We start from the raw sequence: 25,347 nt of genomic DNA on the forward strand, positions 1-25,347 counted from the left end.
CATGCTTACGCCAACCGCCCAGCGCCCGTTGACCGTCCGGGATGCCCTCGCGCTGCCACCGCTCCTGGCCGGCGCCCCGGAGGTCCTGGCCGGTGAAGCGGAGCTCGACAGGCCGGTCCGCTGGGTGCACATCGCCGAGGAGGCGGACACCAGCTCCCTGCTGGAAGGCGGCGAACTGGTGCTCACCACGGGCCTGGCATTCCGCCACTCCCCTGAGCTCACCGCCGCCTTCCTGGCTCGTTTCCACACGGCCGGCGCGGCCGCCGTCGTCGTTGAACTGGTGGACGACGACGGCGCCCCGGACAGCGCGGCAATCGACGTCCTGCGCGCGGCGGCGCAGTCCGTGGCAGTGCCGCTGGTCCTGCTCACCCGGCGGACCCGCTTCGTCCAGGTCACGGAGGCTGCGCACCGGGCCCTGATGGACCGGCAGGTCATCCGCCTTGAACGGGCCCGGCAGGTCCATGAAGTCTTCACCGCCTTGGGCCTGGAGAACGCCGGGGAAGGGCAGATCGTCACCACCACGGCGGAGCTCTTGGACAGCCCCGTGGTCTTCGAGGACCCCGCCCACCTGGTGCTCAGCTATGCCGCGCAGGGCGGGAACCCCACGCGGCTGCTGGAGGACTGGACGGAGCGTTCCCGTTTTGTGGGCTACCTCAACCACACCGGTTTCGCGGCCGGCGGGGAACACTGGCTCCAGACCCCCGTCGGGCTGAAGGGGCAGCGGTGGGGCCGGCTCGTGGCCCCTTCCCTGGCGCCGCCGGCTGGCTCTGCTTCAGAGAGCGGCGACGAATCCGCCGGCTGGGATCTGGAGGACGCCCTCCAGGTCCTCGAGCGCGCGGGCCAGGCACTCACCATGGCACGCATGGCCGGCCGGGACCGGCGCGAGCTGCTGTTCCAGGCGCGGGCCGGCCTGGTGCAGGACCTGCGCCAGGCCTCACCACCCGGCGAGGAAGAAGCCTTGGCCCGGGCGGGCGCCCTTGGCTTGTCCTCCGGGGCAGCCTACGTACCGGTGGTCGCCAGGCAGGACGGAGGGAGCGACCCCTCGGAAGCCACGGCCGTCCAGCTCCGCGAACGGGCGTTCCTGGATGCCCTGCAGGACTGGTCGCGGCAGGAACGGCACTCGATACTGGCCGCCAGCCTCCGCGCGGGATCCGTGGCCATCCTGCTCCCCTTGGCCGCTCTGGAGCTCGAGGACTCCACGCTGCATCGCCTGACTGCCGGCGCCCGGACTCCCGGCGTCGCCTGGACCTTCGGAGTGGGCAAGGCGGACCGTTCCCTCCTCAGGGCCGCCCGCGGCCTGGACGACGCCGATCAGGTGGCGGAGACCGCTGCCACCCTGGGCTCACGGAACCGCCCGTTCTACCGCTTCGGAGATGTCCGGCTCCGGGGGCTGCTCTCGCTCCTGGGCGACGACTCCAGGGTCAGGTCGTTTGCCCAGGCGGAGCTCGGGCCATTGCTGGAACCGCACGACAAGGAAGGCATGGCCCTGCTGGCCGCGTACCTGGATCACGCCGGAAACATGTCTGCCCTGTCGCGGGCCCAAAACATCAGCAGGCAGGCACTGTATGCGCGCATCCGCAAGCTGGAGGACCGGCTCGGATTCTCCCTCGACGGCGCCGAGTCGCGGACTTCCCTGTCGGTCGCGCTCCTCTGGCACAGCCTGCACCGGGTTCAGGACTGAGCTGGGAAGGCGTAGCCTCGGGGCATGGCCAAGCTGATCTACACCGCGATCATGTCCCTGGACGGCTACACCGCCGACGCCGAAGGCAACTTCGATTGGAGTGCCCCGGACGAGGAGGTCCACGCCTTCGTCAACGACCTTGAGAGGCAGGCCGGCACCTATCTGCTGGGGCGCCGGATGTACGAGGTCATGGCGTGGTGGGAGAACCTGGATACCGCCGGCGAACCGGCCGTCATCAAGGACTACGCCGACATCTGGAAGGCTGCGGACAAGATCGTCTACTCGACCTCCCTGGACCAGCCCTCTACTGCGAGGACGCGGCTGGAGCGGACGTTCGACGCCGGAGCCGTCCGGGCGCTGAAAACCTCGGCCCAGCGGGAACTCTCCATCGGCGGCGCCGCCCTCGCGGCCCAGGCTGTCGAGGCCGGGCTGGTGGATGAGTACCGCTTCTTCGTCAACCCCGTGGCGGTGGGTGGCGGCAAGCGTTTCCTGCCGGACGGCGTCGGGCTCAAACTCGAACTGCTGGAAGAGCGCCGCTTCGGCAACGGCGTGGTCTACCTCAGGTACCGGAACAGATAAGCGTCGTCCCGAGGGCCCCGACGCGAGCTTGCGAGCGGTGGGAAGGGACCAACGCGGCGTCGTCCCGAGGGCCCCGACGCGAGCTTGCGAGCGTAGGGAAGGGACCAACGCGGCGTCGTCCCGAGGGCCCCGACGCGAGCTTGCGAGCGGTGGGAAGGGACCAACGCGGCGTCGTCCCGGGCTAGGTCCGTACCTTGTAGTCGAGGTTCAGTTCGTCCCCGGGCAGGCCGCGGATGCACTCGATGATCGTGTACCGCTCGCTTCGCGAATCCGGATAGATGAAGGATTCCGCATCCAGGGCAATGAAGCGGTGGAAGCGCTTGTCCGGGGGCAGCCCCAGCACGCCCACCGAAGCTTCGTGCAGTACGTCGGAAATCTGCAGCCGTTTCCCGGCCAGCGATTCGGCTTGGGCGTAGATCTTGAATTGAGCCATGCGACCAGTGTGCCAAAGGCCCGGGCCGTACAGGCTACCGGTCAAGCTGAAGCCGCCCCAGCCGCAGGGGTCGGTGCGGGGAGGCTCCCCCTTTCCGGGCCTGCCGAGTCCCGTTCAACCACAGGACATTCGATCTTGAGAACGTCCTGCCCGGCCGGAGTGCCGATCCCGAGGAGTAAGCGTACGCCGGCGGCACCGAGCTCGTAGTGGGGCAGCCCCACAGTTGAGAGCGGCGGCCGCAGGTGGGCCGCGATGACTTCCTGGTTATCGAAGCCGACCACGGCCATGTCCTCCGGCACGGACATGCCGCGGCGGATCAGGGCGTCGTAGAGGCCCATCGCCATGCGGTCGTTGTAGCAGAACACGGCGGTAACACCGAGGGACAGCAGCCGCTCCGCAGCACCGTATCCGCCTTCCTGGTCGGGGTAGGCCTCAAAGACAAGGCCGCCGTCGAAAGGTATCCCGGCAGATTCCAGTGCCTTCCGGTAACCCTGGAGCCGGCCGTCCCTGGCGGGCGCGGGGGTGGTTGCGTTGATGAACGCGATGCGGCGATGGCCTTTGCGCAGGAGGACTTCGGTTGCCGATTGCCCGCCCTGCACCTCGTCGGGGACCACGGCCGGAGAATCCAAGGCCGGCGAAAAGCAGTTGACGAGGACGAAGTCAGTCTCGCGCAATGCGGCAGGGACCTCGGCCGGACGGTGGAACCAGGTCGAATACAGGATGCCGCGCACCTTGTGTTCGAGCATCATGGCGATCGCGTCTTTTTCCACCTCCCCATCGCCTTCGGTATTGGCAACCAGCAACACGAAGCCGTGCTTCCATGCCTCGTCCTGCGCGCCATGAATGATCTGGCCTGCGAAGGGCGTGGTTGCGACGCCATCGGCAACGAGGCCGATGAAGCGCGAGCTGCCTTTGGCCAGGTTCTTGGCCAGCGCGTTGGCCCTGTATCCAAGTTGGTTGATGGCCTCCAAGACCCTGAGCTGGGTCTCGGGGCCGATCCTGGCGTTCTTCTTCTTGTTCACTACCAAGGAAACGGTGGCCGATGAGACTCCCGCGAGTTCGGCGACGTCCCTGAGGGTGACCGGTTTGTGGATCTCCGGATGCCGCGGCGCACCCGCCGGCGAACCCTTCGAACTTTCCTTAGACGCCATCTTTGCCCTCCCGTCGTAGTTTATCCAGTTGCGGCTACCCCTTTGTCGCGCCGCTCTCCAGGCCCTGGATCATGGCTTTGTTGAGGAGGAGGAAGACCAGCAGCAGCGGAGTGATGGTGACGCAAACGGCCGCGAAGGTAGCGGTCCAATCCACCTTGCCCATGGCGCCGATGTAGTTTTGCAGGCCCAACGGGATGGTTTTCAGGTCCTCGGAAAGGACGAAGGTGTTGGCGAAGATGAAGTCGTTCCAAATGAAGATGCTGTTGACGAGCACCACCGTAACCACCGTGTTGATGGACAGCGGAAGAGTGATCAGGCCGAAGATCCGGTAGGGGCCGGCGCCGTCGATGGATGCCGCTTCGTACGTTTCGCGGGGAATGTATTCGAAAAAGGAAGAAAACAGGTAGACGGACATCGGCAGCGAGAATCCGGCCAGCGGAATGATCATCGACTGGTAGGTGTCGAGCAGGTTCACCGACGAATAGTCGATGAACAACGGCACCAGCGCGATCTGGACCGGCACGATGATGCCGATGAGGAACAGCGCACGAACGAACTTGCTGAACCGGAAGCCGAGGACCTGAAGCGCGTAGGCGGCCATCATGCCCAGGAGGACGATCAGGACGTTCGCCCCCATGGTCACGATGAAGCTGTTCAGGATGTTCAGGCCCAGGTTGCCTGTCTCGAAGGCGCGGAAGTAGTTGTCGAAGGTGACCGATGACGGCAGCGCAAACGGGTCCCCGCTTGCGAAGTCATGTTCGTTGCGCAGGCTGGTCAGGAACAGCCAGGCCAGTGGGTACACCTGCACGATAACAATCAGGGCAATGAGCACCTTGGACAGGGTGCCGTAGACGGTAGGCCTGCGGCGCCGCCGGACTGCGGGAGGAAGGCTGCTGCGGCCGGGAAGGGTTGTCATGGTCCTGGCCATCGGGGCTGCCGGTGCGGTCATGCGTCCGCCTTTCTCTTGAGCATGAGGAGGATCAGTCCGACGGCGACCAGGCATTCGATGACGATGAAAACCGACATGGTGCTGGCGTAGCCGAAATCCGTGCTGGTGAACGCCGTCTTGTACATGTAGGTGGTCAGCAGTTCGGAAGACTGGCCGGGGCCGCCGTTGGTCATCAGGTACGGGATGTCGAAGCCACGCAGGCCGTAGGTGGTGGCCATGATCGTCGTGGTGATCCAGACGGGCTTGATGTAGGGGAAGCGGATCTTGGTGAAGATCTGCCAGCGTGAAGCGCCGTCGAGCCGGGCGGCCTCCTCGAGTTCCTGGGGAACGGCGAGCAATGCGGCGTAGATGATGAGCATGTACAGTCCGGTGAACCGCCAGCCTTCGGGGGCCGAGACTGCCGCGAGGACGGTGTTGACGTCGGAAAGCCACGGGCGCTCAAGGTTGCCGAGTCCGATCCAATTGAGGACCTGGTTGAGCAGGCCGACGGGGTCGATCGAGTAGATCCGCACGAACAGGAAGGCAATGGCCACGGTGGAGATCACCGCAGGCAGCAGGTAGAGGGTCTTGATCAGTTCCGCGCCGCGGCGCAGGGACGTCAGGAGACTTGCGACAAACAGCGCGCCACCCAACTGCAGGACAAGGCAGATGGCCAGGTATCCGAGGGCGTTGAAGAAAGCGCGCCAGAACACCGCGTCGCCGGTGAGCATGTGCACATAGTTCTGCAGGCCAACGAACTCCATGTCGCTGATGCCGTTCCAGGAGAAGAAGCTCAGGAACAGGGACTGCATGATCGGGAACAGCACCGCGGCACCGTAAAGCAGCAATGGCGGTAACAGGAATATCAGCACGGAAAGCCGTGAGCGATTGGGAAGCATCGGATGCCTTTCGGGTGGGGGCTATGCGGCCCCCACCGCTGAGGATTATTTGAAGAACTTGGGCGCGTTCTGGGCGATCGTCGCGTCCATCGTGCTGGTGAAGTCGGCGGGCTTTGCGTTGCCCTGGACCAGGAGCACGAGTTCCTGCTGCAGGCGGGTGTTGGTGGTCGGGTCCAGCTGGGTGTCCCACGGCATGGCCAACTTGGATCCCAGGTCTTCGGCCTGGTCAATCGCTTTCTTGTACAGCGGAGTCGCATTCGCCGGGATCGCGGTCTTGACGTTCGTCGTCGGCGACAACGCACCGGTGGCGGCGTACTGGGACGGATACTTCTCGAGGGCGAACTTCAGGAAGTCACTCACCAGGGGGTCGAAGGTCTTGGAGTTCACGGCCATGCCGATTCCGGAGGTTGCGACGTATTCATTGGCTGCCGTGGCCCCGCCGGAGCCGGCCGGGAGGGTGAAGTAATCGATGTTCTCGCGGACGGCGGGGTTCAGTTTGTCCGTGGCCAGGCTCTGCAGCTCCCAGGTGCCGATGTTGTACATGGCGGCCTTGCCGGAGGTGAACAGGTTCTGCGCGTCCGAGTAGCCCTGGGAAGAGAACCCGTCTTGGAAGCATTTTGCTTCCCCGAGCCGGTTCATCCAGTTGACCGTCTTCTGGCCGGTGGCGTCGCTGAACTTCGCTTCGCCCTTCTTGAGCTTTTGCACGAAGTCGGGTCCGGCGTCGCGGAACGGCTGGTAGGCGACGTAGCGCTCCAGCGGCCACTGGTCCTGCCCGTCGATGGCCAGCGGCGTGATGCCCGCGGCGCGCAGCGCCGTGCACATTGCGGGGATGTCATCGAGGGACTTCGGGACCGCGACCCCGGCCTGCTTGAGGAGGGCCTTGTTGAACCAGAAGTACTCGAGTTCGAACTGGAAAGGGATCATGTGCAGTGATCCGTCGTCGAAGCGTTGGTAATTCAGGGCATTCGGCCGGTAACTGTCGTAGACACCCAGGTTCTTGAGCAGCTTCTCGACGTCCACCATCTTGCCCTGCTTGGCCAACTGCTGCGCGAAGGGTGTGGCGTCCGTGTCGAACAACTCGGGCAGCTTGTTGGCCGCTGCCAGCGTTTCAAGCTTCTGGATGTAGGAAGGCCTGTCCGGGGTGGTGATCAGGTTCAGGGCGAAACCGGGGTGGTCCTTGGCGTAGTCGCCTGCGAGCTTCTTCATGATGTTGATGACGGCACCGTCGGCGGGTCGGGACAGCAGCCAGGAAATCTCGCGGGGCTTGATCTCACCGGCGGGGCTGACGTTTGACGGATTGCCGGCACCTCCGCCACTGCAGGCGGCAAGCGAGAGCGCGACGGCGGCGGCCAAGGCGGCCATGCGGAGCAGCTTTTTCAAGGGTCAATCTCCTTTGATTGGAACGGGGGTGGGGAAGGAACGGAGATATTCAGTTATCGGTCTGTTTGCGTACTTGAAGATCGGTGATGGTCACGGAGCCCTCGCCGGCGAAGACTCCGATCCGCCCGGCAGGCCGGTCGTAGAGCCGGGTGCTTAGGGCGACCTGCCGGTCAACGGCAGCGACGCAGATGTCCTCGCTCACAACGACCTCGATGGTGTGGTCCCCCGGCGGGAGGTCGCAGGGGCGTTCCAGTTCGATCTCGAAGGGAACGTCACCGGAAACCTGCCATTGCATGCCGCCGGTAGCCTTGCGGGGCCAGCGGTCGAAGACCAGGCGGTTGCGCTTTGGCTCAAGCCGGAGGATGTAGCCGTGGTCGCCGTCGGGGCTGGAGCGGAGGAGCAGCCCGCATTCGGTGGTTCCGGCGTCGATCTGCAGGACAGCCTTGGCGTAAAAGCTGCGAGGCATGTCTTCCTCGGATACCAGGGCTGCGTATCCGTCCGGCAGCTGCAGGTCCATCGGGAACGGTAGCCCGAAGCTGAGCGGAACGTCATCCCAATAGCTCTCGACCAGCTCATCGGCAAGGCCGAACGCGAGCGTTCCGTCCGGGTTCTGGCGCGCCTCCAGGACCGACATGGTGCCCGCCCACTGCCAGGCGCCGTCGTCGCGGTTGCCTTCCTTGCTGGCGATCCAGCCGAAGAAGAAGCGCCGGCCGTCTCGTTCGGCGGACTTGGAAGCGTAGAACGCCCGCCCGTCCACGCTGTCCTGCGGGGGCACGGTCCAGGGCCCGTCCGGGCTCTTGGCCATCCGGTACCTCGTGGTGAACGTCTCGGAGAACTCGGAATAGACCAGGTACCACCAGTCCCCCCAGGCGAAGACATCGGGGCATTCGTGGGTCACGTAGCGGCGCGGATCCCAGAAAGGCTCGGCGTATTCCCACTCCGTCAGGTCGCTGGAAACGCACTGGGCAATCAGTCCGCGGCGTCGTTCGGGGCCTTCGCTGTGCCGGGCCGCGAGGAGCATCCTCCATTTCGCCCGTTCCTCGTCGTAGAAGACAAAGGGGTCGCGCCAGTCCGCGGATTCGTAGCCTTCCGGGGCCCCGAAGGTCAGTTCCGGGTGCTTCATCCAGGTCTTCATGCCGTCGGCGCTCGTGGCGTGCATGACCAGTTGCAGGGGAAGTCCGTCCGCTCCGAGGTGCTTCGGGTTCTGTCCGGTGTAAAACAGGTGGAGAGTGCCGGAGGGGTCAGCGACCACACTGCCCGTGTAGGCGTTGAAGTCCGCGTCCTCCGGTCCGCCGTGGTACAGCGAGGTCCCGTGGTTTTCGAAACGCACCAGGTCCTTGGTCGTCACGAGGTTCCAGGAAGTCCCCGGCTTTGGGGTATCCCGGATCTCGTGCAGATAGAAAAGCCAGAACTCCCCGTCCTTCTGGTAAGGGATCACATCACCAACCCATGCATCGTGGGGCTGGAAGAAGGCCATGTTAGTCATCAGCGTTGATGTCCCATCTGCTTAAGCGCTTGATCAAGACCAAGATAGCCCCGCTGCACTGATTTGATCAAGCGCTTAAGCACACTTTTTTCGGCCACACGCCAAGACCGCGCCCGTTCGGGGCCGACGCACCACATGGAGGTGGTGCATCGGCCCGGGTTGCCAGGCAAGCCACCACCAACTCGGCCGATACCGTTCCGGTCGGCCGCTGCCACAGCAGACAGCCCTGTTGCTCGGGGTCCCGAGGCCATTCTGTGCCAACCGCAACAGTGCTAGCGTCCGGTCATGGCAGGTTTCCTTGCGTGGATCTCACAATCCGGCGTCGTCCAGGGCGCGATTATCGGCGCCACACTGGCGTTTCTAACAGCAACCCTTGTCATGGCCGCCGTACGCCGGGCGATAACGACCACCGTCAACGGCTGGGCCTCCATCCGCCAATGCGGTCAGCCCGGCAACGGGATCCTCGTGAGGGCCGCCTGCGCCAAAGCCCTTCCCGTCGTCAACGTGTTCGAGGAGGCCGCGTATTGGACGACGACGACGGATGGCTCGGGGCAAACGCTCACCGGCCGGCATGAATACGTCCTGCATTTTCCGCCCGGACAACTCCCCCCGAACGGTGCCTTCTGGTCGCTGACCATGACCGACGTCGTCGGGTACATGATGGCCAATCCGATTAACCGCTCCAGCTTTGACGATCGTTCGAATCCGGCAAAGAATGCCGACGGCTCAATCGACATTTATCTCCAGCAGAAGGTTCCGGCCGGGCACGAACAGAACTGGCTTCCGACTCCCACCGGGAGATTCAAGTTGATGCTCCGCGCCTACTTGCCCGGCGAAGCAATTCTCAATGGCACCTACCGCGTGCCGCCAGTAGTCAGGGCGCAGTGACATGAACCGGCTCATTTTGAAATACGGATATCCGATTACGGCCGTCATACTGTTGGTTTTCGCGTGGGTCGTCTACCAGCGGATATCCCGCGGATGGAGCGAGATCATTCCGCTCGCGGTGACGGCGGCTATCGTCTGGGCGCTCGGCGCGCCGGCTTTCATATACTTTTGGCCCCGCCTCACCGTCGGCGGCTACAAGAGGGCAATCGTCAGGCACGGTTTCGGCGGCGGACCGATCCCCGCCAACACCCTGTATGCCGAGCCCGGCACGTCCTCCCCGTCGGCGTCGAACAGGAGCCTCATGGGAACCGGAACCGACGACGTGCTCTATGTGGCCGGCTGGCTCGAGCTAAGGAACGGGCCGCAGGTCCTGCGCGTACCGGACATGGCCGGCCGGTACTACAGCGTGCAGTTCATTGATCCGTCGAACAGCGCCAATTTCGCCTACGTCGGAAAACGTACAACGGGAACCAAAGCCGGCCGCTATGTTCTCAGCGGACCCGGATGGAAGGGAACCGTCCCCAGCGGCATGACGCAGATTTCTTCGCCGAGCAATTCCGTGCTCGTCATCGGCCGTGTATTCGTTGCGAGCGAAAGCGATCATCCGACCGCCTACGCGCTTGCGCAGCAGATACGGCTCGCGCCGCTCAACCAGTAGTTGCCGACGGCGGACCCTGAGGGTGCGCAGGGAGGACCGCCCCGGGGAAGGACTCAGCCCTCGGCGGCCAGCGCCACCAAAGGCACCGACGCGGTCACCGGCGAGGCGTAGCATGCTGCCGGCTGCGGCACCAAGGGAATCGACGCAGTCACCACCGGCACCGGGTGCGCCGGCGCCGGCGCCGGCGCGGGGGCCACAGGCGGGGCGGCCGGCGACACGGCCTCGGGGACTTGGACGGCCGCTGCCCGCGAGGCAGCGCGCTGCATCCGGACCAGCGCAACCGCCGAGATCACGAACCAGGCAACGTTGGTCACCACCGAGGGCCATGCTCCGTAGTAGGAACCGTTGATGATGAAGGCGACGGAGCCAACCAGATTCGCGGCTTGGAAACGACGGCCGGCCCGCAGCCAGCCCATGGAAACGGAGAGGTAGGAAGCCAGGATCGCAACAGCTCCGCCCCAACCTGCGATGTCCAACCACAGTCCCATTTTGCTTTCCATTCCGGCGCGGGATCAGCTCCCTTGCCCGACACCACTTCCCCAAGAACGGAAGTGCGACACCCGATAAGAAACGTTCGAAAGATGAACGCTACGATCAATGCTGAGGGCTCCCTCTACCCACGTCAAGCGGGGGCAAAGAGGAATTAATCACAGGGGTGCCGCAAGCCGCTGGGGCACGTCCGGAGGTGCTCAGGAGTGCGGCAGAACCAGCTCCGCGTAACGCTCCTTCATGGTCGCGAGAACGGCGTCTCCGTCGGCGTCCCAGATGTCCTGGTTGAAGATTTCCACCTCGATGTCGCCCGTATATCCGGCATCCCGCACCCAGGCGCCGATCGTCGCGAAGTCGATCACGCCGTCGCCCATCATGCCGCGGGACAGCAGCGCGTCCGCGGCGATCGGAAGGTTGAAATCGCACACCTGGTACGAGGCGATCCGCTGCTCGCGCCCGGCCCGTTCGATCTGTGCCTTCAGCTCCGGGTCCCACCACACATGGAAGGTGTCCACGGCCACGCCGACGGCGTCCGGAGAGTACGGCGCCGCGAGGTCCAGGGCCTGCCCAAGCGTGGAGATCAGCGCCCGGTCCGCGGCGTACATCGGGTGCAGCGGTTCGAGGACCAGCCGCACGCCGTGCCCGGCGGCGAACGGCACCAGGTCTTCCAGCCGGTCCGCCACGCGCTGCCGGGCCGCCACCACGTCCTTCTCGCCTGGGGCGAGGCCGCCGACGACGAGGAACAGTTCGCGTGTGTCCAGCGCCACCGCTTCGAGGACGGCGTCGCGGTTGTCGGCGAGCGCGGCCGCCTGCCCATCGGCGTCGGCCGCGGTGAGGAAACCGCCGCGGCACAGCGACGAGACCCGCAGCCCGGCGTCCCTGATGAGCCTGGCGGCCTTGTCCAGTCCGGCCTCGTGCACACGGTCCCGCCACGGCCCGATCGCCGGGATGCCGGCACGGACACAGCCGTCCACGGCCTCGGCGAGGGTCCACTTCTTGGTGGTGGCCGTGTTCAGTGACAGCCGTGAAAGATCAGGGAAACTCATGCGCCCACCCCGTTGATCCGCAGGAAGTCGGACATCCGGAGCGCGGCGAGGGCCGGGTCCCGGAGCAGCCCGGCCTGGTCCGCCAGTTCGAAGGTGCGGGCCAGGTGGACCACGGAACGGCCGGAGTGCAGGCCGCCCACCATCTGAAAGCCTGCCTGCTTGCCGTTGAGCCAGGACATGAAGGCGATGCCGGTCTTGTAGTAGAACGTCGGCGCGCTGAAGATGTGCTTGCCGAGCTCGCGGGTGGAGTCCAGGATGGCGCGGGCGTCCGCGGGCTCGCCGGCGTCGTACTTCTGCAGGGCAACCGAAGCGGCCGGATAGATGGCCGCGAAGATGCCCAGCAGCGCGTCCGAGTGGTGGGTGCCGTCGCCGTCGATCAGTTCCGGATAGTTGAAGTCGTCGCCGGTGTAGAGCCTGACGCCGGCCGGCAGCTGGGCGCGCAGGGCGACCTCGTGGGCGGCGTCCAGGAGCGAGACCTTCACGCCGTCCACCTTGTCTGTGTGGTCCCGGATGAGGCTGAGGAAGGTTTCGGTGGCCTGCGCGACGTCGTCCGAACCCCAGTACCCGGCCAGCGCAGGATCGAACATGGTGCCCAGCCAGTGCAGGATCACGGGGTCGGTAACTTCCTGCAGCAGCGTGGAGTAGACGTGCAGGTAGTCTTCGGGCCCCTCCGCCACCTTGGCGAGGGCGCGTGAGGCCATGAGGATCACCTTGGGTCCGGCTTCGCTGACGGTGGCGATTTGCTCGCGGTACGCCTCGAGCACGGCCTCGATGCCGGCTGGGCCGGACGGAACGGAATCGAGCTCCAACTGGTCCGTGCCTGCTCCGCAAGCGATGAGGTCCCGGACGGACTTGCCAGAAACGGCGGCTCCACCGGCGGAAACAAGCGAGGCCGCCTCGGCTCCGGACCGCTTGATGAGCTGCTGGGTGGCAGCCCAGTCCAGGCCCATGCCGCGCTGGGCGGTGTCCATGACGTCGGCCACGCCCAGCCCGTAGGACCAGAGCTCGTGGCGGAACGCCAGGGTGGCGTCCCAGTCGAGCCGGGCCGGGGCGCCGGGGGTGTTGTCCGCGGTGGCTTCGGGGATCACGTGCGCCGCGGCGTAGGCGTGCCGGGACGCCAGGGGCGCGGACGGCGTGGCCCAGGCGGTGGCCGGCTGCACCGTGTAGCGGCGGGTGCCGCCGTCGGCGTCGGGAAGGATCAGTGAGGTCATCAGAGCACGATCTCCGGGATGTCGACGGTGCGGCGTTCGGCGGAGGACTGCAGGCCGAGTTCGGCCAGCTGCACGCCGCGGGCGGCGGAGAGCAGCCCGAAGCGGTGCTCGCGGCCGGCGACGACATCCCGCAGGAATTCCTCCCACTGCAGCTTGAAGCCGTTGTCCAGTTCGGCGTTGGCCGGGACGTCCTGCCACTGGCTGCGGAAGGATTCGGTGACGGGCAGGTCCGGGTTCCAGACCGGTTTGGGCGTGTGGGCGCGCTGCTGCGCGACGCACTTGTTCAGTCCGGCGACGGCGGAACCGTGCGTGCCGTCCACCTGGAACTCGACCAGTTCGTCGCGGTAGACGCGCACGGCCCACGAGGAGTTGATCTGGCCGACGACGGCGTCGCCGCCCGGGGTCTCGAGCTCGAAGATGCCGTAGGAGGCATCGTCCGCCGTGGCCTGGTATTCCTTGCCGGTTTCGTCCCAGCGGACCGGGATGTGGGTGGCGGTCCTTGCAGTGACGGACTTGACGGAGCCGATGATGCCTTCCAGGACGTAGTTCCAGTGGCAGAACATGTCCGTGGTCATTCCGCCGCCGTCTTCCTTGCGGTAGTTCCAGGACGGGCGCTGGGCCGCCTGCACGTCGCCTTCGAAGACCCAGTAACCGAATTCGCCGCGGATCGAGAGGATGCGGCCGAAGAAGCCCTCGTCCACCAGGCGACGCAGCTTCACGAGGCCGGGCAGGTAGAGCTTGTCATGCACGACCCCGGCGGTGACCCCGGCTTCCTTGCCGATCCGCGCCAGTTCCACGGCTTCTTCAAGGGTTTCCGCGGTGGGCTTCTCGGTGAAGATGTGCTTGCCGGCCTGCATCGCCTTCTTCAGGGTGGCGGCGCGCAGGCTGGTCATGGAGGCGTCGAAGATGATGTCGATGCTGGGGTCGTTGATGACGGAGTCGAGGTCCGTGGTCCATTCGGCAATCTTGTGCTTCTCGGCCAGTTCGCGGATCTTGGCCTCGTTGCGGCCCACCAGGATCGGCTCCACCTGGATGCGGGTCCCGTCCTCCAGGGTGAAGCCTCCGGCGTCGCGGATCGGCAGGATCGAGCGCAGCAGGTGCTGGCGGTAGCCCATGCGGCCGGTGATGCCGTTCATCGCGATCCGGATGGTCCTTGTTTCGAAACCCATGTGTCCTCCAAAGTTCTCGGGCTTACTGGAAAGCGCATTCCCACTTGCTCCAGTGTGCATGTGGCGGCCGGCCTTGGCAAGCGCTTTCCGAGGTTTTCTCCAAAACTGCCATAATGGGCGGAGATCCCCAGAGATCCCCCGAGGAAAGGAACCCCGTGGCCGCAAGCACCCTGGCCGAAGTGGCAAAGCTCGCAGGCGTTTCCCCCGCCACCGCTTCGCGGGTCCTCAACGGTTCGGCGCGGACACCCGGGGCGGGCATCGCCGAGCGGGTGCGCCAGGCCGCCGAATCCCTCGGCTATGTGGCCAACGCCCAGGCCCAGGCCCTGGCAAAGTCGAGCACCGGCCTCATCGGGCTGATCGTCCACGACATCGCCGACCCCTACTTCTCCGCAATTGCCCGGGGCGTCCAGGCCGCAGCACGCCAGGAGCGGCGCATGGTCCTGCTGGCCACCACGGACGGCACGCCTGCCGGGGAGAAGGAGGCCGCCGCCGCGTTCGCCGCCCGGCGGGCGGACGCGATCGTGATCGCCGGTTCCCGCTCACACCGCGCGGAGGACTCCACCGCCAACGGCGAACTCGCCGCCGAACTCGAACGCTACTGCCGCAACGGCGGCCGGCTCGGCGTCGTCGGGCAGGGAATCATCGGCCTGCCGGAGGCGGCCGGCTACCGGACGCTGCCGGTGCCGAACGAGGGACTTGCCCGCGAGCTCGCGGCGGAACTTGCCGCCGCGCACGAGGGGACGTTCGCGATCGTGGCCGGCCCGGACGGCCTGGCCACCTCCGATGAACGCGTCCGCGGCTTCCAGGACGGCCTCGCGGGCGCCGGGCGTCCGGCAGCGGAGGTGCTGCACACCGCTTTCAGCCGCAACGGAGGTTTCGACGCCGGCACGCAGCTCGCGGCGCGGCTCGCGGACCGCAGCGAGCGGCTGTGCATCTTCGCTGGCAACGACGTCATGGCGATCGGGATTGTCGCGGCGCTGCGCGAGCACGGACTATCGGTTCCTGAGGACGCATCCGTCGCCGGCTTCGACGACATCGAATGGCTGCGGGATTTCCGCCCCGAACTGTCCACGGTGGGCCTGCCCCTGGAGGACATCGGGCGGCAGGTGACGCTCGGCGCCCTGGCCGACGGCGGCGCAGGCTCCGCGATAACCGGTACCGAGATAACCGGCACGGTGCGCCTGCGCCGGAGTACGGAACGCGCCTAACGCCGGGCCACGCACCTGCGTTGCGAGGCCCGCTCTACGTCCTTTGAGGCGGCCTAAGCACGTAGACCGGGCCTCACAAGGTGAGCCAACGCCGCAGCGTCGCGGCATCGCGCAGCAGCTGCTCCGGACGGTCGTCCGCGACGAATTCGAGCATCACATCGAGGTCCCGGCCGCTGCTGCGCGCGACTCCGAGCGCCTCGAGCCACAGCCCCTCGCGTCCGTCGAGGGGAAGCCGTTCGGCCTGCGGCCACCAGGAGAAGCAGTGGATGCCCATCAGCTGCCCGAGCAGGCTCCGCAGGTTGCCCAGCGCCTCGCCATCGGAAACCCCGACGGCGGGCTGCCAGTAGGTGCCGACGTTCGGCCGGGCCACACGGTCCAGCAGTTCCAGGGTTCCTTCGACGGTGCTGGTCAGCGAGTGGTTGTGGAACTCGAAGGCGAGTTCGATGCCCTGGCCGGCGGCGGGCGCGGCGATCCGCCGGGTGTCCTCCACCACCGCATCCCAGGTGCCGGCGTCGGCCTCGTGCGGTTCCAGGCTTCCCGCCCAGATGCGCACGCGCGGGGCTCCGATGCCGGCGGCGAGCGCCAGGGTGGGCTCGAAGTCGCCGAAGGTGCCGGCACGGTAGTAGGAGCCGAGGGAGAAGACCCGGAGCCCGGCGTCGGCGCATGCCCTCTTGGCGCGGGCGGCCGCCGCGGCATCCGGGACGTGGACGTCGCTGCCCCATTCGATGCCGGCCAGTCCGGACCCGGCGGCGAGGGTCACCACCTCCTCCACGCTGTGCGAACGGAGGGTCACCGAGCACAGGCCCGGGCTCAAGGTGCCGTTCGGGGCGCCGTTTCGGGCATCAGGGACCATGGCTCATCTCGCAGTCAGTCAGGCGTCGTCGGGAGTCTGTTCCACGTTAGTTGGAATGCGCTTTCCAAGCAATCCCGCCGCTAAGCTGTCCGCATGGCCAACAAAACCTTGGAAGAGAAGCTCGCCACCATCCAGCAGGGCTACACCCTTGACGGCGCCACCATCGAGCTCGGAGCAGCCATTGTGGACGGCGAAGTCCACAAGGAGGCACAGGTCCGGCTGCCGCTGTCCATGATGAACCGTCACGGACTCGTGGCCGGCGCAACAGGCACCGGCAAGACGGTCACGCTGCACATGATCGCGGAGCAACTCTCCACCGCCGGGGTGCCCGTGTTCCTCGCGGACATCAAGGGCGATCTCTCCGGCCTGGCCACCGCGGCGAGCGGCAGCGAAAAGCTCACGGCGCGTACCGCGAGCCTGGGCCAGGAGTGGTCGGGCAAGAACTTCCCCGTGGAGTTCCTGGCCCTCGGCGGGGACGGCAGCGGCATCCCGGTCCGGGCCACGGTCACGTCCTTCGGCCCCATCCTGCTGTCCCGGATCATGGAGCTCAACGACACCCAGGAATCCAGCCTGCAGCTCATCTTCCATTTCGCGGACCAGAAGAACCTTGAACTGATCGACCTCAAGGACCTGCGCGCCGTCATCCAGTTCCTCACCTCGGACGAAGGCAAGGCCGAACTCGAGAACCTGGGCGGACTGTCCAAGGCGACCGCGGGCGTCATCCTGCGCGAACTGGTGGGCTTGGAGGCGCAGGGCCTGGAAAAGTTCTTCGGCGAACCGGAGTTCGATACCGCCGAACTCCTGCGCACGGCCCCGGATGGCCGCGGCGTCATCAGCTGCCTGGAGCTCCCCACGCTGCAAACCAAGCCGATGCTGTTCTCCACCTTCCTGATGTGGCTGCTCGCGGACCTGTTCGAGGACCTCCCCGAGGCAGGCGACCTCGACAAGCCCAAGCTCGTCTTCTTCCTGGACGAGGCCCACCTGCTCTTCAACGGTGCGTCCAAGGCCTTCCTCGAAGCCATCACCACCACGGTCCGGCTCATCCGGTCCAAGGGCGTGGGCATCTTCTTCGTCACGCAGACCCCCAAGGACGTTCCGGCCGACGTCCTGGGCCAGCTGGCCAACCGGATCCAGCACGCCCTGCGCGCCTTCACCCCGGAGGACGCCAAGGCCCTGAAGGCCACGGTCTCCACCTTCCCCGTGAGCGACTATGACCTCGAGGAAACCCTCACCTCCGCCGGAATCGGCGAGGCCGTCATCACGGTGATGAACGAAAGGGGTGCTCCCACCCCGGTTGCACTGACCCGCCTGCGGGCCCCCGAATCGCTCATGGGCCCTAGCACCGAGGACCTCGTCCGGAGCACCGTGGCGTCGTCGTCATTGCTCGTCAAATACGGAACCGCCGTGGACAACCTCTCCGCCTACGAGAAACTGAGCGGCCATGCAGCGGCCCCCACCGGGGACGCCGCGCCCGGACAGCCGCCGGTTCCCGCCAGCACCAATCCCAATGTCATCGACGCCGAGGCCCGCCGTATCGAGGAGGAAATCCTGGGCCGCCCCAGCAGCCGCCCGGCCCCGCAGGCTCCCCCGATGGACTTCCCGCCGGCCCCCGCGCCTGTCCCGGGCACCACGCAATCCGGGACACAGAGCGACGGCGGCCAGTTCGGCGAGCTGGCCGGTGCCCTCGGCGGTGCGCTTGGCGGCGGCCTGAAGAGCATGGCGCGCTCCCTCGGGACCCAGCTCGGCCGGGAACTCATGCGGGGCATCTTCGGGAACTCCTCACGCCGGAGGCGCTGAGAGCACAGGCCGGAGGCGCTGAGGTGACGGACCGGAGGCGCTGAGGAGACGCACCGGCCCGGGCTGCGGCTGCGCCGGACTGTCCCCCGTGCCGCCGCAGGCCGCTTCATATTAAGCGGCCGGATTTCCGCGCGGGACGGCCCGCTGCTGCCGGCTCCGCCGGCTGCCGTTCTCCCCTGTCGCAGCGCAAAACGGGGGCGCACAGCGCACGGCAGCTGCCGCCGTCGGGCGCTTCTGTTTCCGGCTTTCCCGGACCGCGCACCCACAGCGTTTCCCGGGTATCGGCGCCTCGGCAGGTAACGTAAGGGACGTGCAGCTCAGCCAAGCCTTCGTAAAGACCGCAGCCGGATGGCTGCTCGGTCTGATGCTTGCTGTCGCCGCATGCATCGTTGCAATCAACCTCGTCAGCAACTCGGTGGCCAGCCCGCAGCAGCCGGTCCGCGACTATTTGTCGGCCTTGAAACGGGGCGACGGCGGCGCGGCACTCGGGCTGCTAAAGGCCTCCGTTCCGGGCGGAAACGCTGCCATGCTGGATGGCACGGCCCTGCAGACCGCGTCCTCCAAGCTCTCGGATATCAAGATCGGCACTCCCGAATCCCGCGGCGCGAAACAGGTGATGGTGCCGGTCGACTACACGATCGACGGCAACCAGCTGCACACCGAGTTCCTGTTGCAGCGCACGGGCACGGAGTGGCTGTTCTTTGGCCACTGGGAATTTGTGCCCTCGTCCCTGCCCACCATCGAGGTCACGGCGGTGAACGCAAGCGAAGCGAACCTCAACGGAGTTCCGGTGAACCTGCCCGACGGCCGCAACACCTTCGCAGTGCTCTACCCGGGCCAGTACGAGGCCAGCCTCAGCAAGGAATTCTTCACCGCCATCCCTGTCCGTACCGCGGTAACCAGCAATGATTCCGGCCAGACGCCGCTGAACCTGCTGACCCGCACAACGGACAGCCTTAACCAGGCCGTGGCATCGAAGATCAAGCAGTACCTGGACGGCTGTGCCGTGGAAGCCACCAAGGCGCAGCGCCTGCAGCCGGACTGCCCCTTCTACCATGTGACCAACAGCCCCATCGAGCCGGGCACCATCAAATGGGAGATCACCGAATACCCGAAGGTCAGCATCGAACCGTTCGACGGCGGGTGGGCGGTGGCCCCGCTCAACGGCAAGGCCCGGGTGACGGCGAAACAGATCGACCTCTTCACGGGCCAGGTCACCACGCTCAACCAGGTCCAGGACTTCAGCTTCACCACCCGCCTGGACATCAGCGAGGACAGCATCGCGGTGGTCCCACAGGTGAGCTACTGAGCCTTGCGGCTGAAGTGGCCCTGCTTTTGGGCCTCCTGCCGTGCCAAGTCCGGAAATTCCGGGGAGGCCACCGCGAAATTGGGGCCACTTCAGTTATCTCCGACGAAGCGACCCCGTCCGCAGTACTTCGCGCACCTCATTGAGCAGGGCGCCGGGCGCGTGCACGACGTCGTCGTAGAAGTACCGGAGCACGAGCAGCCCTTGCCGGACTGCGGCGTTGTCCCTTCTTCGGTCCTTCTTGAACTGCCGGGAATCCAGATGGAAAGCCAGCCCGTCCAGTTCCACGATGAGAAAGCCCTCCAACAGGAAGTCCACCCGGCCGATTCCATCGATCCATACCTGGGTTTCCACGCGGATGCCGGCGTCCCGGAAGAGCACCCGGGCCAAGGTTTCGAGAAGGGAGTCAGCACCACGCTCCACCTTGGCGAGCACGTCACGGGCTTTCCCGCAGCGGTTTCCCCTTAGGTGGCGGAGCAGCCACGATACTTCAATATCGCCGCGGATGACGGCACTTTCCACCATCACCAAGGATTCGAGAGGCGGAAGGCACAAGAGGCTGTGAAGAAGGACGTCCGGGAGCGCGGCAACCGGCTCTTGCAATGGCCGCTGCACGAGCGCGGAACGGTGGCTGACGAAATTGCCAGTCCGTCTTCCGTTCGCAAGCCAATAGTGCGGCCTTGCGGGTTCGTGAAGCATCCATAGGCCGTAGCGCTTGCAGGCGGAGACGCACGTGAGGAGCGCCCGCGAACGTCTCGCGGCAACAAACTCAGGATCGGCCCCGGGAAGGGCCAGTAACCCACGTTCCAAGCGCACGATCCGTTGCCTCCGCACCGCTGTCCTGATGACCGGGTCGCCGACCCCATTGGCGATGAGCAGGCTGGTCGGCGCCACACCGCCGGCGCCCCTGAGAATTTCGGTCAGCTCCATTTCTCAACTGTGGTTCCAAGAGGAGCCGCCTGCTAAAAGGAAACTCCTCCATGTGGATAACCACGTGTGACTGGAGCAGCCCGGTTCTTGAGCCCCGGCACTAAAGAAATGGCCCGGTTCCCGCCCTCCAAGGGGCAAGAACCGGGCCACTTCAGTCAAACGGAGCCGATCAGTCCATTCCGCGCAGATCCAGCACCAGTTCGCTGTCGCCGTCGGCCTGCAAGACCACCGGGATGCCCCAGTCCTGCTGGTACAGGTGGCAGGCGGCATGGTCCGGGATCTCGCCGTCCTCGGTCTCGGGGCCGTCGCAGGCCGCGGCGCGCGCCGCGATGTGCAGGATGCCCTCGGCCACTTCGGAGGACAGCTCCAGCGTGCGCAGCAGGCCCACGGAGGTGCCGCCGCCGGACACGAGCAGTTCCGGCGGGGTGGAGGAGATCTTCAGCTGCGTGGGATCGCCCCAGCGGTCGTCCAGCTTCTGACCGGTGGGGGCGGTGAAGCGCACCGTGAGTTCGAGGTTGCCGGGAGCCACGGGGCTCTTGGGCCGCTGGGTCTGCGAGGCGCCCTCATCCACCTGCTGGGCTTCCTTGGGGATCGGGACCAGGACCAGCTGGTGCTTGTTGGACTCCACCACCACCAGGAGCGGCTCACCGCCGTCGGGATGGACCACGACGACGTCGCTCGGCTCGGCGAGGCCGCGCGCCAGGGTGGACACGGACTTCGCCGCGGGGTCGTAACGGCGCACGGCACCGTTGTAGGTGTCGGCGATGGCCACGGAACCGTCGGGAAGGACTGTGACGCCGAGCGGGTGCTGCAGGCGGGCCTCGGCGGCCTCGCCGTCACGGAAGCCGAAGTCGAACAGGCCCTTGCCGACCACGGATTCCACCGTCACGGAGCCCGTGCCAAGCACCAGCCGGCGCAGGGCGGAGGTTTCTGAGTCGGCCACCCAGATGTCCCCGGCGGCGTCGATGGACAGGCCCGACGGCTGGGCGAACCAGGCTTCCTCGGCGGGACCGTCCAGGAGGCCTTCCAGGCCCGAGCCGGCCAGGATGGAAACCTCACCGGAAACAGGTTCGAAGGCGAAGATCTGGTGCGTGCCGGCCATGGCAATGACCACGCGCTGCAGCTTGTCGCTCCACACCACGTCCCACGGCGAGGACAGCGAAACCCCGATGCCCAGGCCCAGCACGCCCACGTCCACGGCGTCACCGGCGAAATCGGCGGGACCGTCGTGGTGGGCAGGAGTCTGGTGCGCGGCAGAAGCCCATTCGGCGGCACCGGTGGCCGTGACCCGGGCGGGGCCGGCGTCGAGCAGGCGCTGGATGCCGTTGCCGGCCACGGTCTGCACGTAGCCGGAGCTGAGGGTGACGCCGCGGAGGCGGTGGTTCACGGTGTCGGCCACCACGGCGTCGTACCCGAGCTTCCAGGCGAGCTCGGCGGGCAGCACGGCCACGCCCTGCGGCTCGTTGAACTGCGCAAGCTCGGCCTGGCCGTCCAGGTACCCCTTGGTGCCGGAGCCGATCACGCGCTCCACGGTCTCAAGGTCCGGGCGCAGTTCCACCAGCCGGTGGTGGCCGGAGTCGACCACCAGGTAGTTGCCGTTCTCCAGCGCCGTGGCCTTGCCCGGGAAGCGCAGGGTGCCCGACGTCGGAACGGGAGCCACGTAGGGTCCGTCGCCGCGGTGCAGGGTGCCCTTGGCCTCGTGCTCGGCCACGAGTTCCTCGAGGAGGACGGCGAGGCCGCCGGAATGCCCTTCACCGGACAGGTGCGCCACGATGTAGCCCTCGGGGTCCACGACCACCAGGGTGGGCCACGCACGGGCCGTGTACGCCTTCCAGGTGGCGAGCTCCGGGTCGTCCAGCACGGGGTGGTGGATTTCGTAGCGCTCCACGGCCGCGGCGAGGGCCTCGGGGTCGGCCTCGTGCTCGAACTTGGGCGAGTGCACGCCCACGGTCACCAGCACGTCCGAGTACTTCTCTTCAAGCGGGCGCAGCTCATCCAATACGTGGAGGCAGTTGATGCAGCAGAACGTCCAGAAGTCCAGGAGCACGATCTTGCCGCGCAGGGCTTCCAGGTTCAGGTTCTTGCCACCGGTGTTGAGCCAGCCGCGGCCCACCAGTTCGGAGGCCCTGACCCGAAGTTGGGTGCGTACGGTTTCGCTCATCAGCGTCCTTCCAGCTTTGTGTCGGGGTCGGCCTGTTTCGCAGGCCGTTCACCTTCGGCTTGTGCAAGTTTGGCATCGCGGTCCGCGAGCCGTGCAAACATGTCGTTGTAAGCGTTCAGTTCGGCGTCGTTATTCCGCTCGGCCGCGCGGTCCGTCCGCCGGGTCTCGCGTTCATCGGACCGGGACCACATGACCGCGACGCCGATCGCCACCAGGAGGGTCGGAACCTCACCGATGCCCCACGCCACGGCGCCGCCCACCTGCTGGTCCGCGATCGCCGAACCGCCCCACGTGCGGCCGAGGTTGCCGAAGTAGTCGGCGGCAAGCAGGCCCGTGCCACCCATGATGGAAACACCGAAGAACGCGTGGAAGCCCATGGTGGCCAGGAGCAGCAGCAGCCGCATCGGATACGGTGCGCGCCGCGGCAGCGGATCCGTGCCGATCATGGTCAGCACGAAGATGTACCCGGTGAGCAGGAAGTGCAGGTTCATCAGTTCGTGGCCCACGTGTTCGCGCATGGCCCAGCCGAAGGCGTCCGAGTAGTAGAACAGGACGATTGAACCGGCGAAGTTGGCAGCGGCGAACAGCGGGTGGGTCACGAGCTGCGAGAACTTCGAGTGCACGAACACCAGCAGCCACTCGCGCAGGCCCCGGGAGCCGTCGCCCCGGCTGCCTTCAGGACGCACCGGCAGTGCACGCAGGGCCAGGGTCACTGGCGAACCGAGCACCAGGAACAGGGGCGCCACCATGGTCAGGGCCATGTGGTCCACCATGTGCACGGAGAAGAGCACCATGCCGTAAACCGCCAGGGGCCCGGAGGTGATGTAGGTCAGCGCCGCCAGGCCCACGAGCCACACGACCGTCCGCAGCCAGGGCCAGGAGTCGCCCCGGCGGCGCAGTTTGGCCACGCCCAGCAGGTAGGCCACCGCCGCGAACAACACCACGGCCACCCAGATCCAGTCGAAACGCCATTCGCTGAACATCCGTTCGGGCTTCAGTTCCGGAGGCAGTTCATAGCCGGACAGGATGAACGACGGCGACGCGTCGGGGGCGTACGTGGTCGGCGCCGGCGGTGCGGAGCGGCCCAGCGCGACGGCGAGTCCCGACGTCGCGCCCATCACGAGCAGTTCGACGAGGACCAGCTGCCAGAGCACCCGCCGGACGGACATCCCCCGCCGGCCAAGCTGCGGAATGACCCAGCGGCGGTGCATGAAGCCGATGCCGCCCAGCACCAGCGTGGCGAAGGCCTTGGCCAGGATCAGCTGCCCGTAGGCGGAGCCGGTGAGCTCCTCGAAGCTGGTGACCCGGATGCTCGCGTTGACGACGCCGGATGCGAAGACCAGGAAGAAGGCGAAACCTGCCAGGCTGGAGAAGCGGCGGAGGGTCTGATCGGTGACGTCCTTGCCGCCGGAGGTCTTGCTGCCGGGGGTCTTGCCGCCCAGGATGCCCGACAGCACCGCGAGCATGATGATGCCGCCCACCCAGGTGGAGACGCCCACCAGGTGCAGGCCGAGCGAGTTGATGGCGCCGCCGTGGTCGCTCGAGCTTGAGGAGTGTCCGATCAGTGCAGTCGGCACCAGGCCGCCCAGGGCCAGGACCAGCGTGCAGGCCAGCCCTGCAAGGGAGCGGACGCCGAAGAGGATGGTGGTGACCACGGCAGCGATGATGGTGACCGCAAGCCAGGCCTTGCCGGTATCGATGTCGGTCATGAAGTAGACAAGGGAACGCGTGAACTCCGCGTCGCCCGAGATGCCCTGCCCCGCGATGTCCGCATAGCTGAGCACCAGCACCGCTACGGCGGAGAGGGTCCAGACGGCGCCCGCGGCGGCCGCGACGGCCAGCGCGCGCGTGAAGGCCGGGTGCTCCGGAGCCTCGGCGTCCTTGCCGCGGTATCCGGGAAGGTTCCGCGGAAGGATTCCGACGGCGAAGATCAGCCCGCCCACCACGGTAGCCAGGGCGATGTTGTGGATCGCCTTGCTGATCGGCAGGCCCCAGCGGACCAGTGCCCCGGGATCGGAGACCTGGCGGGACCCTGCGGCGCCCGAGAAGAGAAGTGCCCCGACCAGGGCGAGCAGCAGAACGGCGATGCCGGCCAGCTGCCACAGCAGGCCTATCCCGTTTGCCGTCCCCGCAGCTGCCCCTGCCTTGGGAGCGGGCTGGGGGGCTGTGGCGGAGGTTCTTGCTTGGGGCACCTATCCATTGTCCGCCAAGGCCGCCAAGGCCGCGAATCGGGGGTGGGGGCCGCAGGCCGCCCGGCTGGCGTTAAGCGCAGAAGGCGGCAGGCCAGTGGCCTGCCGCCTTCGAGGCGTTCGCCGAAGTGACTACTTCTTGGCGACGGCTGCCTTCAGCTTGGAGCCGGCGGTCAGCTTGACGCTGTGGCCTGCTGCAATCTGGATGGTCTCGCCGGTCTGCGGGTTGCGGCCCGTGCGTGCAGCGCGGTCGGTGCGCTCGATGGCGAGCCAGCCCGGGATGGTGATCTTCTCGCCGGCAGAGACAGAAGCCTCGAAGACCTCGAAGAGGGCGTCGAGCACGCCGTTCACGGCAGCCTGGCTGGTGCCAGCCTTGCCAGCAACCTCTGCAACCAGTTCGCTACGGTTCTTAGCCATTGTTGTCCTCCTGGACTGTACGAGTCTGGAGCTCACGCGCGGAGTACGCACGAGCCACTGTTCGAAACTTACCAGCTTGGACCGACACTGCCAGCAAATTCCGCGTGTTTCCGCGCTTTTTTGACCAAATTCACGGGATTTCCGGGGTTTTTGCGGGGTTCCCGGACCGGAACCAGGCAGCCGAGCCTTCCGGATGCCACCTTCCCGGAATGCCCGACGCCGGGCGGCCGGCGCGGGTGCCTGCGCCGGCGTGGGTGCCGGTGCCGCCTGCGCTGAGGTGCTGAGGTGCTGCCGGTACTGCCGGCATGTTTGCCGCCGGCATCTTTGGTACCGGCATCTTTGGTACCGGGCGGCTTAAATGTGGGAGGCCCCCGGGTGGAGCCCTTGTTGGGGGTTCCTTCCGGGGGCCTCGACCTGTAATGGTTGTCCGGCGGTGTCCTACTCTCCCACACCCTCCCGGGTGCAGTACCATCGGCGCTGTGGGTCTT

Annotated in this window: 22 protein-coding genes; 7 read left to right on the forward strand and 15 right to left on the reverse strand. The window is 66.6% G+C overall.

Annotation, left to right across the window (positions count from 1 at the left end; translation table 11 throughout):
• Position 1 precedes the first annotated feature (1 nt).
• Both ACNQPB_RS13590 and ACNQPB_RS13595 read left to right on the forward strand, forming a co-directional pair.
• The gene (locus tag ACNQPB_RS13590) at positions 2-1,681 is read left to right on the forward strand and encodes a PucR family transcriptional regulator (RefSeq protein ID WP_498752511.1); all 1,680 of its coding nucleotides are present in this window, start codon (positions 2-4) and stop codon (positions 1,679-1,681) included.
• A 24-nt stretch (positions 1,682-1,705) separates the two neighbouring features.
• Entirely contained in the window at positions 1,706-2,260 is a 555-nt protein-coding gene (locus ACNQPB_RS13595) for a dihydrofolate reductase family protein (RefSeq protein ID WP_498752513.1), read from the forward strand.
• 181 nt (positions 2,261-2,441) lie between these two features.
• Here ACNQPB_RS13595 and ACNQPB_RS13600 read toward each other — a convergent pair whose 3' ends face one another.
• The 6 genes from ACNQPB_RS13600 to ACNQPB_RS13625 are packed head-to-tail and all read right to left on the reverse strand — an operon-like array spanning position 2,442 to position 8,537.
• On the reverse strand, positions 2,442-2,693 hold the full coding sequence (locus tag ACNQPB_RS13600; RefSeq protein WP_498752515.1) for a hypothetical protein: 252 nt from the start codon (positions 2,691-2,693) through the stop codon (positions 2,442-2,444).
• Positions 2,694-2,734: 41 nt separating this feature from the next.
• Entirely contained in the window at positions 2,735-3,844 is a 1,110-nt protein-coding gene (locus tag ACNQPB_RS13605; protein ID WP_498752516.1) for a LacI family DNA-binding transcriptional regulator, read from the reverse strand.
• Positions 3,845-3,878: 34 nt separating this feature from the next.
• On the reverse strand, positions 3,879-4,793 hold the full coding sequence (locus ACNQPB_RS13610) for a carbohydrate ABC transporter permease (RefSeq protein ID WP_498752518.1): 915 nt from the start codon (positions 4,791-4,793) through the stop codon (positions 3,879-3,881).
• Positions 4,790-5,671 (reverse strand): carbohydrate ABC transporter permease, encoded by an 882-nt coding sequence (locus ACNQPB_RS13615; protein WP_498752519.1) that lies wholly within the window; start codon positions 5,669-5,671, stop codon positions 4,790-4,792. Before ACNQPB_RS13615 ends, ACNQPB_RS13610 begins: the two co-directional genes overlap by 4 nt.
• A gap of 45 nt (positions 5,672-5,716) precedes the next feature.
• Positions 5,717-7,051, reverse strand: coding sequence for an ABC transporter substrate-binding protein (locus ACNQPB_RS13620; protein ID WP_498752520.1), 1,335 nt, complete (start codon positions 7,049-7,051; stop codon positions 5,717-5,719).
• Positions 7,052-7,100: 49 nt separating this feature from the next.
• Entirely contained in the window at positions 7,101-8,537 is a 1,437-nt protein-coding gene (locus ACNQPB_RS13625; protein ID WP_498752522.1) for a glycoside hydrolase, read from the reverse strand.
• Positions 8,538-8,822: 285 nt separating this feature from the next.
• On the opposite strand from ACNQPB_RS13625, the gene ACNQPB_RS13630 reads away from it, so the two are divergent.
• Positions 8,823-9,425 carry a DUF1214 domain-containing protein gene (locus tag ACNQPB_RS13630; protein ID WP_498752523.1) on the forward strand — a complete coding sequence of 201 codons (603 nt, stop codon included), beginning with the start codon at positions 8,823-8,825 and terminating at the stop codon, positions 9,423-9,425.
• 1 nt (position 9,426) lies between these two features.
• On the forward strand, positions 9,427-10,083 hold the full coding sequence (locus ACNQPB_RS13635) for a DUF1254 domain-containing protein (protein WP_498752524.1): 657 nt from the start codon (positions 9,427-9,429) through the stop codon (positions 10,081-10,083).
• Positions 10,084-10,136: 53 nt separating this feature from the next.
• Here ACNQPB_RS13635 and ACNQPB_RS13640 read toward each other — a convergent pair whose 3' ends face one another.
• From ACNQPB_RS13640 to ACNQPB_RS13655, 4 genes are all read right to left on the reverse strand, one after another.
• On the reverse strand, positions 10,137-10,571 hold the full coding sequence (locus tag ACNQPB_RS13640; protein WP_498752525.1) for a CBU_0592 family membrane protein: 435 nt from the start codon (positions 10,569-10,571) through the stop codon (positions 10,137-10,139).
• Between the two features lie 201 nt (positions 10,572-10,772).
• The gene (locus ACNQPB_RS13645; protein WP_498752527.1) at positions 10,773-11,618 is read right to left on the reverse strand and encodes a sugar phosphate isomerase/epimerase family protein; all 846 of its coding nucleotides are present in this window, start codon (positions 11,616-11,618) and stop codon (positions 10,773-10,775) included.
• Positions 11,615-12,829, reverse strand: coding sequence for a dihydrodipicolinate synthase family protein (locus ACNQPB_RS13650; RefSeq protein ID WP_498752528.1), 1,215 nt, complete (start codon positions 12,827-12,829; stop codon positions 11,615-11,617). Before ACNQPB_RS13650 ends, ACNQPB_RS13645 begins: the two co-directional genes overlap by 4 nt.
• On the reverse strand, positions 12,829-13,998 hold the full coding sequence (locus ACNQPB_RS13655; protein WP_498752530.1) for a Gfo/Idh/MocA family protein: 1,170 nt from the start codon (positions 13,996-13,998) through the stop codon (positions 12,829-12,831). Before ACNQPB_RS13655 ends, ACNQPB_RS13650 begins: the two co-directional genes overlap by 1 nt.
• A gap of 155 nt (positions 13,999-14,153) precedes the next feature.
• On the opposite strand from ACNQPB_RS13655, the gene ACNQPB_RS13660 reads away from it, so the two are divergent.
• Positions 14,154-15,206: a LacI family DNA-binding transcriptional regulator gene (locus ACNQPB_RS13660; protein ID WP_498752532.1), complete on the forward strand. Its 1,053-nt coding sequence runs from the start codon at positions 14,154-14,156 to the stop codon at positions 15,204-15,206.
• Positions 15,207-15,279: 73 nt separating this feature from the next.
• Here ACNQPB_RS13660 and ACNQPB_RS13665 read toward each other — a convergent pair whose 3' ends face one another.
• Positions 15,280-16,059 (reverse strand): sugar phosphate isomerase/epimerase family protein, encoded by a 780-nt coding sequence (locus ACNQPB_RS13665; RefSeq protein WP_498752534.1) that lies wholly within the window; start codon positions 16,057-16,059, stop codon positions 15,280-15,282.
• 93 nt (positions 16,060-16,152) lie between these two features.
• Here ACNQPB_RS13665 and ACNQPB_RS13670 point away from each other — a divergent pair, with 93 nt between their 5' ends.
• Together ACNQPB_RS13670 and ACNQPB_RS13675 are read left to right on the forward strand one after the other, a co-directional pair.
• On the forward strand, positions 16,153-17,856 hold the full coding sequence (locus ACNQPB_RS13670) for a helicase HerA-like domain-containing protein (RefSeq protein ID WP_498752536.1): 1,704 nt from the start codon (positions 16,153-16,155) through the stop codon (positions 17,854-17,856).
• Positions 17,857-18,220: 364 nt separating this feature from the next.
• The gene (locus tag ACNQPB_RS13675; RefSeq protein WP_498752552.1) at positions 18,221-19,165 is read left to right on the forward strand and encodes a hypothetical protein; all 945 of its coding nucleotides are present in this window, start codon (positions 18,221-18,223) and stop codon (positions 19,163-19,165) included.
• A gap of 93 nt (positions 19,166-19,258) precedes the next feature.
• Here the strand turns inward: ACNQPB_RS13675 and ACNQPB_RS13680 are convergent, their stop codons facing one another.
• The 4 genes from ACNQPB_RS13680 to ACNQPB_RS13695 form a co-directional block, all read right to left on the reverse strand.
• On the reverse strand, positions 19,259-19,687 hold the full coding sequence (locus tag ACNQPB_RS13680) for an endonuclease domain-containing protein (RefSeq protein WP_498752538.1): 429 nt from the start codon (positions 19,685-19,687) through the stop codon (positions 19,259-19,261).
• A gap of 574 nt (positions 19,688-20,261) precedes the next feature.
• A complete protein-coding gene (locus ACNQPB_RS13685) occupies positions 20,262-22,253 on the reverse strand; it encodes an NHL domain-containing thioredoxin family protein (protein WP_498752540.1) in 1,992 nt (663 codons plus the stop codon).
• Complete coding sequence (locus tag ACNQPB_RS13690) at positions 22,253-24,445, reverse strand: bifunctional copper resistance protein CopD/cytochrome c oxidase assembly protein (RefSeq protein ID WP_498752542.1); 2,193 nt, start codon at positions 24,443-24,445, stop codon at positions 22,253-22,255. Before ACNQPB_RS13690 ends, ACNQPB_RS13685 begins: the two co-directional genes overlap by 1 nt.
• A 129-nt stretch (positions 24,446-24,574) precedes the next feature.
• On the reverse strand, positions 24,575-24,859 hold the full coding sequence (locus ACNQPB_RS13695) for an HU family DNA-binding protein (RefSeq protein WP_498752544.1): 285 nt from the start codon (positions 24,857-24,859) through the stop codon (positions 24,575-24,577).
• Between the last annotated feature and the right edge of the window lie 488 nt (positions 24,860-25,347).

The sequence above is a fragment of the Curtobacterium sp. LFS079 genome, from assembly GCF_047977865.1.
Classification (GTDB): Bacteria; Actinomycetota; Actinomycetes; order Actinomycetales; family Micrococcaceae; genus Arthrobacter.